This is a genomic window from Betaproteobacteria bacterium, from assembly GCA_009377585.1.
Taxonomy (GTDB): Bacteria; Pseudomonadota; Gammaproteobacteria; order Burkholderiales; family WYBJ01; genus WYBJ01.
Window position 1 is genome coordinate 1 of sequence record WHTS01000139.1, and the last position, 14,460, is coordinate 14,460.

The window sequence follows — 14,460 nt, forward strand, 5'->3', positions numbered from 1 at the left end:
CTGCGAGAGGCCGGCGGTGCAATTCCGCCGGCCTACTCTCCCGCGGTACAGCGTCGTGCAGGAATGGCATTGCGAGTTGCCGTAAGCCGGGCACCCGGCGTGCAGGCCGCGCCTGCATGGATCACGCTCACATTTATTGCAACGTTTGCAGGTCCGTCAGCGGTGCTGCACGCGGTCGGTGGCACCGATACGTCTGGCCAATTCGACAACGCGACCGACATCATGTGCGGTACGCGCGGGCTCGTCATTGCCACGATCTACCGGCAACGATCGAGCGCCGCCGATGCGCTGCGCCGCGCAATGAATGCGGTGCCGTAAGCCGAGCCCTCCCGTTATTCGGCCACCTCTATCCAAGCGGCCGATCGGCAGTCGTATGTCCATATGCGCGGAGGACCCTCCGGCGCCTGATCCTCTATCCGCACAAGGCCATCGGCCCGCACATAGGGCCCGGCCAAAGTCATTGCCTGCTCCATGGATGCGGCGACCCACACCGCTGCATCGCCTTTGTACACCGTGAAGCTCATTGGTGCCCGCCCTCGAAGTCCCTCTACCAGCCGTCAACTTAGCACGCACCTTCTCGGCCGATCGAGGGAATAGGGGCCTCATTGGCAAAATCAGACGCCGCTATCATCCTTCGCCGGCCCGAACACCAGCGCCGCCGGGTTCGCCGTCTTGCTTTCCATCAGCGACACCGCGCCTTCGACCGCGCGCGCCACCTGCCCCGCGCCCGCGATGGTGGCGAGGTCAATGCCGAGTTTCTTCCGTCGCGCTGGCGCGCGTGGTTTCGCTTTGAGTGTCGGCTTCGGCGGCGCCGTGAATGTGTTGCGGGATTTGAAACGAGCGGTTGGCATGGCGCGGTAGTGAAGCACGCGCGGTTCCCGGGCCCGGGCATGTGCCGTGCACCTTCCCATCAGTCAATTGAAAACGGACGGGAACACCATGGACGATCCAAAAATCCGCGGCCCGCAGGACCGCAGCCGCGTCAACACGTCGCAGGACTACGAAGTACGGTATTGGTCGCAGGAATTCCGCGTGACGGAAGAACAGCTACGCGAAGCAGTGCAGCGCGTGGGCTCGAGCGCAGACAAGGTGCGGACATATCTCCGGAATGGGCCGGCTTGGTGACGTGATCCACCCTCGGCGCAGGAAAGACGATCCGCCGCCGGCAGGCGGAAACGTCGAACCGGCGGAGCCATTTGTGCCGCCAGACACGCCGGACCCGGTCCCGGCGCCGAACGACGAACCTGCTAAGCCCGAAGCGATCGATTCGGACTTCACACCTACCCCAGAAAAGCCGCCCGAAAATAAGCCATGATCTTATCCCCGGCCCATCAGTCGGGCTTACTCGAGTGCCGGACGTGCTACCGATGCCTTGTGCCGCGGCTGCGCGTAGTCGGCTGCGGCCTGTTGCTTGTATGCCCGCACTGCCTGTCGCCACATAGAAAGTACGCTCAGGAACCGAGCAACGCTACTGTCCACCACCCCGCGCCGAGCAGCAGCGCGGCCGTCGCCGCGCAGATGAGATAATCCACCCAGCCCATGCGCGGATTGCCATCGGCATCGATGCGAATGAGCAGGCTTGTGCGCCGTACCATTTGGCCGTCAACCGTATCGAATCAAAGTTACAGTGAGAATAGGCTTTTGGCGCTCGCTGTTTTTCGCTAATGATTATGGCGCAGGATTCCATCTCCGCAATGGTTAAGGTGCGCGTCCTCCAAGAGGTGCGAAAGCACATGAGTCTTACTGACGAGGAATTTCGCCAGCTCGTCATCAACATTCTTCGCGAGCACATGGAAGTCCATAGTTCATTCTCTGCGGCCTGGGTCGTTGCAGAGCCACTCGAGAGCTCGCCGATCCAAGCGAGGGCGACGATGGTCGGTGACCAAATGCGACACAGGGTGGTGGACGACTTCATCGCCGCAGCGCGGAGACTGCTTGTGAACGGAGCGGAAGGAAGCTCCTTCGCAGAGGAACAGCGAAAGGCATTGTAATGGAGCGGCAACGTTTGGCATGAAGAATGTTTACGCGCTCGACGCCTCCTGATTTAGATGGTGTCGGGATGGATCCATCGGAAGCAACTGGCCGTCATCGAGTTTCTCGAAACCGAGAATCGACTTCTCAAGGAGCGTCTGGGAGGTAGCCGTATCCGGTTCACCGATTCGGAACGTGCGGTGCTTGCCCGGAAGGCTAAGGCAGTAGGGCGAAAGGCTCTGCTGGAGCTCGACACGATCGTCTCCCCCGATACCTTGATGCGATGGCATCGAAGGCTCGTAGCGTCGTAGCGCAGAAGTGGGACTTCAATATGCGTCGGCGCCCGGGTCGACCAGGAGTCATGCGAGAGATCTCGGACCTGATCGTGCGCATGGCCCTCGAGAAGCATGGCCCTCGAGAACTCGAGATGGGGATATACCCGGATTCAGGGCGCGCTCTCGAACCTGCAGCATACGGTGGCTCGGAGCACCGTTGCCAATTTGCTGAAAGCGAACGGAATCCAGCCGGCGCCAGAGCGCTGTAAGCACACCCGCCGGTCGGCGTTCTTGAAGGCGCATTGGAAGAGGCCCGCTTCAAGCTCCTGACGGAATATCTACCAATCATCCGGCGGCTGAGCAACGGCGAGCAGGTCGGCAGCGCCAACCTCGTACCGTGGACCAAGCCAGGCGGTGGACCACGCATGCTGATCGGCGCTTGGGGGAGCGGCCCCTGGGTGCTGCGTGCGGCGCGCGAGTACGACGGCTGGCTCGCGTCGGCGCACTACACGCGCGGGGTCAATGGTCTAGCCGATGGCATCAAGCGCTTTCGGGACGGCGGCGGTAAACGGGCAGTGCTAGCGAACGTGCGTTTCGATCTGTCGGCGCCTCGGCGCGCGTTGACCGCGGACGGTCCATTCGAACTGATGTGCGGACCGCAGGAAGCATCCGACCGGCTAAACCAGGCGGCGGAGCTAGGCTTCGACGACTGCCTGCTGGCGAAACCCGTTGGCCAGACTGATGACGATGTGCTGCAGATACGGTCGATCTACCCGGGCTAGAGAGAATCCCGGTACCCCGATTTGCGGGTACTCCACGCCACATGCGTATTCCGGACCAATCTGACCGCTCTTTCCGATCGTTTCTGACCGTGGATTCCGATCGAATCTGACCGACCGCGAGCGACCAGCGGCCCGCGCTTAGCATGTCCTGGGTGGTAGCTGCCTCTGCGCAGTTGCCGTGCTGGTGATGGTGTTAGGGATATAGCGCCGCCCATCCCTCGCTTAGTGCGAGAATGAGCGTTCTACGCATGGGCCTCCATGCTGGACTGACACGGGTTCTCCTATGATTAGTGCAGGATGTCTTGCAGCCATAGTCGCCGCAACCGGTGTCGTGGCTTGGGCGGGCGCCTTCGTGGGCCACCGGTGGGATCTCCTGACCGCTTGGCTCATCTGGGGATCAGTGGTTCTTGTTGCGCTTATTTGCGAAATGTGTAGAGCACGGTCGGAACGACAACCGATTCCAAATGCTAAGCCGGCGGATGCATGATAGTAGAACTCATGCGGGATGTGAGTCCGGTCACGCGAGCAGGCCTAGCGCCCACCATCCCACGCCGAGCGCCAGCACCGCAGTCGCCGCGCACAGCAGATAACCGCCCACGCTTGTACGCGCATTGCCTGCTTGTCGTACGGATGAACCAGTGCGTGCGCCGTAGCTCGCGCTCGAACGCGTCATAATGACGTAGCCTCATGCAATTCGACATTACGGGTCGTTCGAAAACGCTCAAGTCAATTTGGTAGTCGTTGAATTTACGATCGGAATAGCTTCGGCTCCCCGTGGGGACGCCAAGAAAAATCAAGTGCTTAGGCGAAACCGGGTGCTCGAAAGATAACCCGCAGGTGTCCACGAAAAGCCATATTTGACCGCGTGTTTGCAACACAAATGCAACACACGGCCGGGGCGCGTTGTCCGGCTGCCGATCGGTTGCCGCGACAGATCCGGCCCACGCGCCACGCGCCCAAAAAAGCGAACGGGGCGCCACTCGGCGCCCCGTGCTGCATCGGTGCTGCATCGGTGTTGCATCGGCCTACTTGCGCATGAGATCCAGCGCGGCGCGTAGCTCGGCGCCCGAGATCCGGCCGAGCCCGTGCTCGCCGCGGGCGACCGATTCGCGCATGTGGGCAATCGTGCATCCGCGCCAATCAACCCCGGGCGTTAGAGCGTTGAGCGCCCGCGCGACGCGGTGCGGGTGCATCCCGTCGTCGCCGCCCGGAACGTTGCTTCGCAGCCGAGGATGTTGTCGAGTCCGGCACGCACTGCGCCGGCCGTGTAGCGCCCGCCGCGGCTTCGGCCGCACAGCGGGCTCGGCTTCCGGGGTTTCGACTTCGACGGCGCCAACAAGATTACGTGAGGCAACGCGACACCATCGGCAGTTCGGATCACGCGCTTGCCACTGGCCGTGCGTTCGCTACGGTAGACCGACGACGTCGGCAAGCGCTTCGACCTGCTCGGTATAACGTCCCACGGGATTGAGCAGGAGGTGGTTCGCACCAGCAGCAACCAGCGCTGCCAGTCCTTCACGCACCTGCTCAGGGGTGCCGTGGAGTCCAGAGGCGTCCGCTCGGGCGGGATTACGGTAGGCCGTGGCGAAGAAGCGGCTGAGCTCGGCATGGGCAATTTCGCGGCGCTCGTCCACCGATAGGAAGACCCGCTTGGAGATCGGAAACTTGGCCGGGTCACGGCCGAGCTTCTCGAGCTCGGCGCAAAGAATGGGAACATTCGTTTTGAATCCGGAGATGCTGGAGCCGCCCGAACCCATCCATCCGTCACCGAGCGCAGCTGCCCGGCGGACTGCATCGGGATGGTCGCCGCCGAACCAGATGGGCGGGTGCGGCTTCTGCACCGGCTTGAGCACCATGCCCGCCCCCTGCAGTCGATAGATACTGCCTCGGTAATCGACCTTAGATTGCGTCCACAGCGCCTTGAGTATCTCGACGCCTTCACGTAAGCGGCGCACCCGATGCTCCATCGGCACCTGAAACTCCGCATAGTGGTGCTCTCGCCCCAGGCCGAGGCCGAGGATCGCCCGCCCTCCGCTCACGTAGTCCAGGGTCGCAAACTGGTGGGCTACGTGGCTCGGGTTGTGCACCGGCAGCACCGATACCGAGACGCCGAGCCGAATCCGCGTGGTTACGGCCGCGGCGTAGGCGAGGATCACGCCGGGGTCGAAGCTGAAGACGTGGTCCAGCGTGTTTTCGGTCACCCACAGGTCACTGAAACCGAGTGCCTCGGCACGCTCGGCGACGCGACGCACTGATGCCATGTCGATCGGATCTGGCGAGCGATGCGGTAGCGACATGCCGACGGGAATCCTATCCTTCAAGGCCATGAGGTCCGACCCTCCTCTCGTTGTTCCTGCGGTTTAGCGGTCTACGAACCGCCCCTTCGCAGTTGCCGCCGTATTACCGGCGAGAATGCTCGCTGATCGCCTAATGGCCCGCAGCAGGAGGCAGCGATCGCGCACGCCGCCCGAACAGACGCTTCAAGACCCGCCGCGCCACCAACAGCAGGCCGATAACCAGCACTAGCAGAACCGCCGCGATCATAACGGCGGCCATCGGGTACTGGTAGACAAGGTAGAGCAGCCCGCCAGTGAGCACATCTTCCGTGGTCGATACGGCGACATTGCTGAAGGGCTCCGGGCTGGCATTGATTACAGCGCGCGTTCCGGCTTTTCCGCCGTGCGCCAGGAGCGAGGCGCCACCGCCGAGAATGAAGGCGATCGCCTGAGTCGCCGGGTCCGACGGATCGATGATTGCCAATGCCAGCAGAGCACCGCCCAGAGGCCGCAGGATGGTGTGGACGCCGTCCCAGATCGAGTCGAGCCAGGCAACCTTGTCGGCAAAGAATTCGCAAGCTGCGGCCAGGCCTGCGACGCCCATTACCCAAGGATGCGCGAGAACGCGCAATGACTCGAGATGCGCTGGCAGAGGCAGTAAGCCGGAATGCATGGCTAATCCGGTCGCGAGGATGCAGAGGTAAAGGCGCCAGCCGGAGAGCAGGCTGATGCTGCCCGCAAGCCCCATGATTTCGACGATGCCCAACGGTTCAATCACCACTGCCCCTCTGCGCACCACTTGCAGGAAGAGGATGCGCCGCTAACCATCGAGGCGCAAGCTGAGCTGCAGCCCTTGCCGGCGCGGGCAATATTCCCGGCGGCGAGTGGAGAGCGCAGGAACATCGACGATATACATTGACTGGGCATTGAGATCACGTGCACACTGCGCCCCCTTGATCGACGACCGACGCGTATGACAACGAGCACCACATTGCACCGATACTGCGAGGCACGCACGCATCCGTCATCGGAAATCCGCACCAGGAGCCGACGGGATGCTATTGCGAGGCGCGCGGATGCGGTGCTGAGTCCGGAGGGTAGCGGTTAGACAGGTAGTCCGCGCAGTTTCACCGCCAGGCCCGGACAGCGCTACGCTCTCCGGGCTTTTTGTTTGTACTTTGTTCGTTGGATGGTTGGCCGAGTGGCCGAAGGCGCCTGCCTGTAGAGCAGGTCTCGTAGTGAGCAACGGTGGTTCGAATCCATCACCATCCACCGCGCCCCGCTGGCGGAATAGGCATACGCGCCGGTCTTAGAAACCGGATTCTCCGAGTTCGCCTCTCGGGTGGGGCACCAGGCTGTTGCAGTAACCGCGCCGGCACTGCGTCCGGGAACGTGGAGCGATCTTTAACAAACGGGATGTGGTAACAGTCTGTCGTCGCCCGGCGGGGCGGCGGTCGTGTCCTCACACGCGGCTGCTTTGTCCCTCGCCGGGCTGGGGCGGCGGAAGTATTTGTGCAGGCATAGCTCAGCTGGAAGAGCGCGAAGCAGCCAGCGTCGGGGTCGCAAGCTCGAAACTCGCTGTCTGCTCTACACGAACTGCTCGACTTCTGGTGAGGTCACGAGGCTTTCAACCTCGACAGACGGGTTCGATTCCCGTGCAGTCACCAACATGCGGTGGCGGATGGGTTGTCCGCCGCATGGCGCTGCTGCGGATTCTATTCTGGGGCGTTAGCTTAGCTGGCCGAAAGCATCTGATTGTCGATCAGAAGATCGCGGGTTCAACTCCCGCACGCCTCGCCACTTGCATTGAAGAAAGGAGGGACAGCCATGCGTAGCTTGAAGGAGATGGTATCGAACAACCAAGTCGTGGTCTTTGCACGCTGTCGTGATGGTGAGCTCTTCTACCGCACGGAATGTGGGTTCGAGTTTCCCGTACCGATTGCTGATGCGGTCGGCGCGGAGTTTCTTGCGCAGGACAAGGCGTTGCTGTTCATGCGCTATATCCGCAAAGAGATCCAGCGCATTGAAGTTGCGCGAGCGACGCAGGCAGCGGTGGGTAGCCGCATCGCTCGGTTCGGTAGCTCAGCAGGGAGAGCGGCGGGCTCATAACCCGCAGGTCCCAGGATCGAAACCTGGCCGAACCACCACACGACTTTGCCGCACAAGCATTGACGGTGATGCTCCGGTTTTGTAAGCCGGCGAAGCGGGTTCAAGTCCCGAATGCGGCTCCACAATCTGATGCGATGGCCGAATGGCGAGGCGAGCGTCCGCAAAGCGCTTTTTATCTCGGTTCGAATCCGAGTCGCATCTTCAATGTCCAGCCGCTGTAGCTGAGATGGATTTGCGCGGGTTTGAAAAACCCGAGAGGCAGGCTCAATACCTTGCCGGCGGCACCAATCTCAAGTAGGGGCGTAGCTTGAACGGGTAGAGCACGAGCCTCTGAAGCTCGCAGGTGTGCGTTCGACTCGCACCGCCCCCGCCAGTTTCTCCTTGGGTAGCTCAGCCGGCGAAGCGCGCGACCGATAATCGCGAGGCCGATGGTTCGACTCCATCTCCAAGGACCAGATCAACAGTGTGTAGCGCAGCCTGGCCAGCGCACCTGCCTTGGGAGCAGGGGGTCCTGAGTTCGAATCTCAGCACACTGACCAATTCTGCTCGAGGCCGCCTTCGCTCAATCGGCAGAGCGCCTGCCTCCAAGGCAGGTGCCCGTGGATCGAAGCGTCCTGTGCGGCAAGAATACTTGTGGGCGGGCCGTCAAGGTGACGGCGCTTCGCTGTTAACGAAGAATGAGCTCGGTTCGATCTCGAGGCCCACAGCCAAATCAATTCGAGTGCAGTCCGTGAAGAGCGCGCGACCCCGCTCCGCAGGATGGGTTGAACGGAAGCATTGTCTCAATGGTGGCTGTAGCTTAATGGGCAGAGTGCTTGGCTGTGAACCAAGCGGGTACGCGTTCGATCCGCGTCAGTCACCCCACCATTCTTCAGCAGGGTCTTTGGCCGAGTGGCGAGGCAGCGGACTTTTAATCCGTACGACGCAGGTTCAATTCCTGCAGGACCCACCAATGGTCGTGCGCCATTAGCTCAGCGGATAGAGCGCCGCGCTTCGAACGCGGTGGTCGGGGGTTTGAATCCTCCATGGCGCGCCCGGCACCTACCACATCCGGATTTGTTAGGGACCGCCGTACGCGTTCGTGCCAGGCGCATTGACATAGGTCGGAGGTAAACGCAAGTGGAAACAATGATTCTGACGCTGGAGCAGGCGGGACTGCCGCAAGCGTGGGTCTGCATGGAAGAGGCGATCACGTATCACGCGAAGCAAATGGTCGCGTGGTCCGCGGGCGAGCACGTCTGTGAGTACCGCGGCGGTATTCAGCGCGATGGCAGTCGGTCGCGTATTCAAACGCAGTCAATTCTGGCGCTGCGCGGAGGAGGCGGTGGGGCAGGGCATTGGCACGCTTCCACACCCGTGTTGAGCAACGCATTGCTGTTCGCCCGCGATCGTCAGGTGTGCGCGTATTGCGGTCTTCGTTATGGCATGCGCGAATTGTCTTGCGACCACGTGACCCCGGTCTCGAAAGGTGGCAAGCACACGTGGACGAATGTCGTGACCGCTTGCCGCCGGTGCAACATGAGAAAAGCCGATCTGAGCCCGGAGCAGGCGCAAATGCCACTTGTATACGTGCCTTACACGCCGAACCGGCACGAGCACTTCATCCTGCGTAACCGCCATATCCTGGCCGATCAGATGAAGTTTCTGTTGACCGGTGTGCCGCGCACCAGCCGGTTGCGCACGTTGGAAGAATATGGCCGCGTTGCGTGACGGCACTGTCGCCCCGGCTTACCGCAGGCCTGAGCCGCCGACTTACTGGAGAAGCACATGCAGAACGAACACTACGAAGTCATGAATGTTGAAAAGGGGTGTCACGTCAAAATGTGGACCTGCGGCGTACCCGTGGAGGACGTGGCTCGCAAGCAGCTCGCGAACATTGCCAAAATGCCCTTCATCTACAAGCACGTCGCCGTGATGCCGGATGTGCATCTCGGTAAAGGCTCGACGATTGGCAGTGTGATTCCCACCAAGGGAGCGATTATTCCGGCCGCCGTGGGTGTCGACATCGGGGGCGGCATGATGGCGTGCAAGACGACCCTGGGGGCGAGCGATCTGCCCGATTCCCTGGGGTCACTGCGCGCGGCGATCGAGAAGACGGTGCCGCATGGCATGTCTCCGCGCCGTGGAGGACGCGACAAAGGTTCGTGGGCGACGCCGCCGACACAGGTGGACGAGCTCTGGGCGCAACTGGCGCCCGGCTTCCAGCGCATCACACAGAAGTACTCAAGGCCCAAGAACACCAACAACTATCGTCACTTGGGAACGTTGGGCTCGGGCAATCACTTCGTCGAAGTCTGTCTCGACAAGGACGATTGCGTGTGGCTCATGCTGCACTCGGGAGGAGGAAACGCATTTCGGCGAAAGGGTGTTGGTTACCCGCAAGGGCACGGTACGCGCGGGCCAGGGCGAGCTTGGCATTATTCCCGGCTCCATGGGTGCACGGTCGTACATTGTCCGTGGCAAGGGAAATGTCGAGGCGTTCGAGAGTTGCAGTCATGGTGCGGGCCGTGCCATGTCGCGCAGCGAAGCAAAACGCCGCTTCACCGTCGCGGACCAAGTGAAGGCGACCGAAGGTGTCGAGTGCCGAAAGGACGCGGCTGTCATTGATACTTCCACGTCGAGGGGACGCGGCTATCGAATCCGGACATATGCCTGCAAAAGCGTGGCGTGCCCGAGCGCGTGGCGCCCGCAAGGCGCAGCACGCCGCTTTCACTCGCCGCCTGAAGGAAATCCGGCTGGGCAACGACTTCGGCAGCGGCGGCCTGTGGGACGAGAACGGCGGGATGCTGGGCTACGACCTGCTCGATGTGCCATTCTCACTTGTGCGGCGGATTGCTGCGTGGCAGCGCGACTACGACGACAGCGTGACGCCACCCGACGATTGCAGCGAGGAGTGGTGGCGGCGCCACGCCCAGGAGGCCCTTGAGATCGCCAAGGGGCTGCAAGCGGCCTTGGGTTTGCAGACTGCGGTCAAGCTTCATCGCCGGGAGGCTGGCTGGCCGTCAATCAGATCGTCGGCGCAGAGGCAGGTGAACCATGACGTTGGCTTGGAGCAAGAGTGATGAGCCGGGGCGTGCGCGGTCGCGCGAGATTGCGCGCAACTGCGGCCAACTGCTCGGGCGTCTGGATGAGTTGTTGCCCGGGCTCTACATCGCGCAATACGGCGCGTCGGCACGCGACTTGCGCGAGCGGCAGACGGAAGCGGCGCCCGGCCTCTTCGCCGTTGGCGCACGCACGGACGGGGATCGTCCCGGCGTCGCTCCGCGGCTTAGCGAGTCGAATGCCGGGGATTTGCTCTGCTCGCCGTGGGGACGCCAATCCGGTGAGCGGAATGCCGCTGCTGCGGGAGCCTCGTGTCGCTTCGCGCGGCAGCAAGCAGCTTCATTTTCTGTAGCACCTCCATCACGGTTACGCAGAATGAATTCGACGGACCGTCGCTCAAAGTAGCGAGCTGGAACGAGGACGGGAGCGACGACGCCCATGCGTCGCAATTGCGCAACACCCGTTGCGCTGCATCGTCGAAAGTTCTTGATCTTTGTTGGTGCGTCCGCTAGTGTTCGCCTCCCTTTCCGGTCAACCCGGTGGACGTTGGAACTGCAGCCTTCCATGACACGACATCACATATGTAGCTCGCGATCGCGCGCGCCGTGGCCTGGACTCGCATTCCGTCCACTGTCCATGACGGGCGCCTAGCTGCCCGCTGACCGGATTCGCCGCGCCGGTTACGCGGGCGGATCCGGTCGATCCTGGTGCTTTTCGGCTCCGGCTGTCGTTCCGGCGTGCGATTCTTTCGCGGCGGCTGGCTGCGCGCGCCCAGGCGCGCGAAGGAGGCGAAGATGAAGTTCAACCTGACACTTTCGCGCTGGCACAAAGTGGCCGAGCGGATGAGCGCTGCGCTCAAGGAGCGCGAAGCCAAAGTGAAAGCAGCGTTCACCGCGACGACGATCTCGGCGTGGAATAAACAGGGCATCGAAGACAAGGCGGCCGACATCGCGCGGCGCGCTGCGGAGGATGTCGCGCTGATCGAGCTCGGCACCCATGCAGTTGCCCACATTCGCGCTGCATTGGCGGTGCGCAATGCGGAGCTCGGCGTCTCCGCACGGCTTGCCGAAGCTGAATCGGCGAAGCGGTGCGCAGCGCTCTACAAGGCAGTGCTCGACGGCCAGAAAGCAGACATGGTGCGGCCCGACGGCGTGTGTGCGCTGCCGGCCGATGCAGGAGTAGAAGCCGAAGGCTTCTTCGGCCGGCGTGCGGCCGCCTCGATCGCGCTGCAGATTGCCGACACCGCGATGCTCGCATCGTTGCGCGAGAAACTCGCGCGCGAAGAAGCGCGGGCGATGCGGCTGCTCGATGAAGTCGCGGATCTGAACCGCGACAAACTCGAGCTCGATGTGTCCGATGGTGTGCTGCAGGTCGCAGGACTTGCGCAGTGATTCGCAAGTGCTCCGCGCTGCCGTGCGCGGAGACGCCGGAGCGATCCGACGCCTGCTGCGGCCGGGGAGAGGCTTTGCCATCCGTACAGAACGGGATTTGGCTCTTCGACGGAGCAACGGCCTCATAAGCTGGACCGGACTGCGATCCTGTCATGGTTGCTGCGCAGTCCGGAGGGTTGCTCGTTGCCGTTCGGTGATGCACCGACTGTTTCGGGTTGCGGGTTGCTGGCCTCTCCCTGATTCTTCTTCGGAGCGTTATGAGCGTTATGGCCGCTATGACCGATAAACAAGGCCTGAACGATTTGCTCGCCGCGCACTTCGTGCCCGCGTCTCTCGAGGAGCTCGTGGTGAAGCGCCGCGACTTTCCGCACTGGATGCGCCCGGATCTGCAAAAGGCCCTGGCTGCGTTGTTCGGCGGCGACGGCGAGCACCGTCTCGTTGGCGCCCGTATGCGCGGCGTCGACCTCGATTTCTGCTTTGCCGACCTGCTTCAAGATGGCGCGACCGGTATTGCCCTCGCACCCGTGCTGTACGACGATATCGAGATCGGCGAGGAGAAGCCTGTTCGCTGCGTCAGGCGCGGCCTGTGGCTTGCGAGCCGCTGCGGTATTCGTTTCGCGCTGTTGATCGATGTGAGCGAAGGCTATCGCCACGTCCGCGCGCGCGTCGAAGTGGCCGTTTTTCCGGAGGACGCGAACGAGGCCTTCGCGGCGCAACTGCTGTGCGAGCTTCGGGCCGCTGCGGAATCAGCTGAGTCCTGGCGCGGCAAGACACTTGTCATCGAGCCGCCGCAGGAGGAGTTCGCACTTTCGGCGGCGGGGCCGCGTGTGGAGCGATTCGAGGCAGTTCGCCGCGACGACCTCATACTGCGGGCAGATACGCTGGCGTTGATCGAGCGGAACACCATCCGATTCGCGGAACGCGCCGACGCGCTGGCGGCACTCGGGCTCTCGCCGAAAAAGGGCGTGCTGCTATATGGACCGCCCGGCACCGGCAAGACGCTCGTCGTGCGCTGGCTGTGCAGCGCGCTGGACGGCTACAGCAAGCTCATCGTAACGGCCGGTCACTACGGTCTGCTCGAGGAGACGCTTTCAATCGCGAGACTGCTGCAGCCGGCGCTCGTGGTGCTCGAAGATGTCGATCTCGTTGGCGGCGATCGCGATGGGCCCTGGGCCGGCCCCGGCCGCATCCTCAACATGCTGCTCAACGAGATGGACGGCCTGCCGCGGGAAGCGCGGTTGATGTTCGTGCTGACGACCAACCGGCCGGAAGTACTCGAGCCTGCTCTCGCGGCGCGTCCCGGGCGCGTCGATCAGGCGATCGAGATCGGCTTGCCGGAAGAGGCCGAGCGGCGGTTGCTCGTCGAACGATATGCCGGTCGGGTTGCAATACGTGGCGAGGTCGCGGCACACGTCGCGCGCCGTATCGGCCGCGTAAGCCCGGCTTTCATCAAGGAGCTCATGCGCCGCGCTGCCCAGGCGATGCTCGAGCGCGACGGCGAAGTCATAGAAGTGCGCGACGCGGAGGCGGCGTTGCACGACATGATCGGCGCGGGGCTCGGGATCGGCGCGCGCGTGCTCGGAGCCGGCAGCGGGATCGGCTTTACCGCGGCGGTGCTGGAGTAGCAAGGGCGATAAATTCCTGTCCTTCCTCGCCCATGGCATCGAATCGTATCCGGGGCCGGCGCATCGTCTACTGTGCACCATCGCCGGACAAGTGGAGCGGGCTCGTTAGCGAGCTGAAACTGGCCGCCCAATGACCGATGGAGGAATGGAAATGCAGAAGCACAGTCTTTGGCCGATGAGGGTTATTCCTGCGCGGACGTGAAGCGCTATATCTACGAGCACGCGAAGATGCGACTCGAGGATTATGACTGGGTACTCAAATACACTGCGACTATGCGTACGAACGCGAAAGAACGCGTCCAGGCCGGGCTCTTACCTCTTGAGTTTGCCGGTGAGCCCGGCAGCAGCGTACGCGTACTGTCGAGCCCTGAACTATTGCATATCATCGTGTGCGGCGATCCTTACCGCAACCGCGTTATGGTCATGGAAGGCAGCCATACTCAGCCCACCACCAAACCGCTGCGGCTGCCTTCGAACTGGGTAGAACTGCTGCACTCACGAGAGCGCAGAGGAACCTACTGAGGGCATCATCGAGGTTGGTTCGGCGAACGTTTACGGTCGAAACTTGACGAACGTAATTATTTGCGGAGCAGAAAGCTGACGATGAGCAACGACATTGCAACGGAGCACATTCCGATGGCCACTTTGCCGGAGGAACAGCGCCGCCTCATGGAGCGAATCGGTCCGATTTGGGGAACGGACATCGGTAAACATCGCGACCTCGTGGTCCAGACTTATACGCCTCTGCTGGAACGCCAACCGGACCGCGGTGTGCGCGCGACGCGCAACATTGCGTATGGGCCACACGAGCGCCACAAGCTCGACATTTACCAACCGGAAGGCGGCAGCCGCATGCCGGTCGTGATGTTCGTGCACGGTGGTGCATTTATCCGCGGCGCGCGCGACGTGAATGCTCAGATCTACAGCAATGTTGCGCGCTACTTCGCCCGAAAGGGGCTCCTCGGCATCAATGTCGGATATCGGCTAGC

Annotated in this window: 11 protein-coding genes, 14 tRNA genes and 2 pseudogenes; 24 read left to right on the plus strand and 3 right to left on the minus strand. The window is 62.4% G+C overall.

Annotated features, from left to right (window positions below):
* Positions 1–69 precede the first annotated feature (69 nt).
* Positions 70–318 carry a hypothetical protein gene (locus tag GEV05_26945; GenBank protein MPZ46953.1) on the plus strand — a complete coding sequence of 83 codons (249 nt, stop codon included), beginning with the start codon at positions 70–72 and terminating at the stop codon, positions 316–318.
* Positions 319–614: 296 nt separating this feature from the next.
* Here GEV05_26945 and GEV05_26950 read toward each other — a convergent pair whose 3' ends face one another.
* Complete coding sequence (locus tag GEV05_26950) at positions 615–869, minus strand: hypothetical protein (GenBank protein ID MPZ46954.1); 255 nt, start codon at positions 867–869, stop codon at positions 615–617.
* A gap of 70 nt (positions 870–939) precedes the next feature.
* Here GEV05_26950 and GEV05_26955 point away from each other — a divergent pair, with 70 nt between their 5' ends.
* Positions 940–1,125: a DUF3606 domain-containing protein gene (locus tag GEV05_26955; protein ID MPZ46955.1), complete on the plus strand. Its 186-nt coding sequence runs from the start codon at positions 940–942 to the stop codon at positions 1,123–1,125.
* A 1,423-nt stretch (positions 1,126–2,548) separates the two neighbouring features.
* On the plus strand, positions 2,549–3,028 hold the full coding sequence (locus tag GEV05_26960; GenBank protein MPZ46956.1) for a hypothetical protein: 480 nt from the start codon (positions 2,549–2,551) through the stop codon (positions 3,026–3,028).
* A gap of 1,406 nt (positions 3,029–4,434) precedes the next feature.
* Here the strand turns inward: GEV05_26960 and GEV05_26965 are convergent.
* Both GEV05_26965 and GEV05_26970 read right to left on the minus strand, forming a co-directional pair.
* On the minus strand, positions 4,435–5,355 hold the full coding sequence (locus tag GEV05_26965; protein ID MPZ46957.1) for an LLM class flavin-dependent oxidoreductase: 921 nt from the start codon (positions 5,353–5,355) through the stop codon (positions 4,435–4,437).
* A gap of 100 nt (positions 5,356–5,455) precedes the next feature.
* Positions 5,456–6,070 carry a DUF4126 family protein gene (locus GEV05_26970; protein MPZ46958.1) on the minus strand — a complete coding sequence of 205 codons (615 nt, stop codon included), beginning with the start codon at positions 6,068–6,070 and terminating at the stop codon, positions 5,456–5,458.
* Positions 6,071–6,491: 421 nt separating this feature from the next.
* Between GEV05_26970 and GEV05_26975 the strand changes: the two genes are divergently transcribed.
* The 21 genes and pseudogenes from GEV05_26975 to GEV05_27075 form a co-directional block, all read left to right on the plus strand.
* Positions 6,492–6,576, plus strand: a tRNA-Tyr gene (locus tag GEV05_26975).
* Positions 6,577–6,580: 4 nt separating this feature from the next.
* Positions 6,581–6,657, plus strand: a tRNA-Leu gene (locus GEV05_26980).
* 161 nt (positions 6,658–6,818) lie between these two features.
* A tRNA-Gly gene (locus GEV05_26985) sits at positions 6,819–6,891 on the plus strand.
* A gap of 6 nt (positions 6,892–6,897) precedes the next feature.
* Positions 6,898–6,971: transfer RNA gene (locus GEV05_26990), tRNA-Glu, on the plus strand.
* 55 nt (positions 6,972–7,026) lie between these two features.
* Positions 7,027–7,104, plus strand: a tRNA-Asp gene (locus tag GEV05_26995).
* Between the two features lie 45 nt (positions 7,105–7,149).
* A pseudogene (locus GEV05_27000) lies at positions 7,150–7,332 on the plus strand (hypothetical protein).
* A gap of 43 nt (positions 7,333–7,375) precedes the next feature.
* Positions 7,376–7,451: transfer RNA gene (locus GEV05_27005), tRNA-Met, on the plus strand.
* A gap of 9 nt (positions 7,452–7,460) precedes the next feature.
* A tRNA-Thr gene (locus tag GEV05_27010) sits at positions 7,461–7,535 on the plus strand.
* 6 nt (positions 7,536–7,541) lie between these two features.
* A tRNA-Cys gene (locus GEV05_27015) sits at positions 7,542–7,614 on the plus strand.
* A 10-nt stretch (positions 7,615–7,624) separates the two neighbouring features.
* Positions 7,625–7,700, plus strand: a tRNA-Phe gene (locus GEV05_27020).
* 92 nt (positions 7,701–7,792) lie between these two features.
* Positions 7,793–7,868 (plus strand) — tRNA-Ile (locus tag GEV05_27025).
* A gap of 6 nt (positions 7,869–7,874) precedes the next feature.
* Positions 7,875–7,952 (plus strand) — tRNA-Pro (locus GEV05_27030).
* A gap of 249 nt (positions 7,953–8,201) precedes the next feature.
* A tRNA-His gene (locus GEV05_27035) sits at positions 8,202–8,277 on the plus strand.
* A gap of 13 nt (positions 8,278–8,290) precedes the next feature.
* Positions 8,291–8,365: transfer RNA gene (locus tag GEV05_27040), tRNA-Lys, on the plus strand.
* An 8-nt stretch (positions 8,366–8,373) separates the two neighbouring features.
* Positions 8,374–8,446: transfer RNA gene (locus GEV05_27045), tRNA-Arg, on the plus strand.
* 95 nt (positions 8,447–8,541) lie between these two features.
* Positions 8,542–9,123: an HNH endonuclease gene (locus tag GEV05_27050; GenBank protein MPZ46959.1), complete on the plus strand. Its 582-nt coding sequence runs from the start codon at positions 8,542–8,544 to the stop codon at positions 9,121–9,123.
* Positions 9,124–9,180: 57 nt separating this feature from the next.
* Positions 9,181–10,339: pseudogene (locus GEV05_27055) on the plus strand (hypothetical protein).
* 910 nt (positions 10,340–11,249) lie between these two features.
* Entirely contained in the window at positions 11,250–11,846 is a 597-nt protein-coding gene (locus GEV05_27060; protein ID MPZ46960.1) for a hypothetical protein, read from the plus strand.
* A gap of 257 nt (positions 11,847–12,103) precedes the next feature.
* Positions 12,104–13,471, plus strand: coding sequence for an AAA family ATPase (locus GEV05_27065; protein MPZ46961.1), 1,368 nt, complete (start codon positions 12,104–12,106; stop codon positions 13,469–13,471).
* A gap of 168 nt (positions 13,472–13,639) precedes the next feature.
* A complete protein-coding gene (locus GEV05_27070) occupies positions 13,640–13,993 on the plus strand; it encodes a hypothetical protein (GenBank protein ID MPZ46962.1) in 354 nt (117 codons plus the stop codon).
* An 81-nt stretch (positions 13,994–14,074) separates the two neighbouring features.
* Positions 14,075–14,460, plus strand: a 386-nt coding sequence (locus GEV05_27075) for an alpha/beta hydrolase (GenBank protein ID MPZ46963.1), incomplete at its 3' end; no start/stop codon positions are given.

Excerpts from the sequence above, each read along its gene's own strand:
- GEV05_26955 (MPZ46955.1), top strand. The coding sequence starts at position 940 with ATGGACGATCCAAAAATCCGCGGCCCGCAGGACCGCAGCCGCGTCAAC.
- GEV05_26965 (MPZ46957.1), bottom strand. The coding sequence starts at position 5,355 with ATGGCCTTGAAGGATAGGATTCCCGTCGGCATGTCGCTACCGCATCGC.
- GEV05_27050 (MPZ46959.1), top strand. The coding sequence starts at position 8,542 with ATGATTCTGACGCTGGAGCAGGCGGGACTGCCGCAAGCGTGGGTCTGC.
- GEV05_27060 (MPZ46960.1), top strand. The coding sequence starts at position 11,250 with ATGAAGTTCAACCTGACACTTTCGCGCTGGCACAAAGTGGCCGAGCGG.
- GEV05_27065 (MPZ46961.1), top strand. The coding sequence starts at position 12,104 with ATGAGCGTTATGGCCGCTATGACCGATAAACAAGGCCTGAACGATTTG.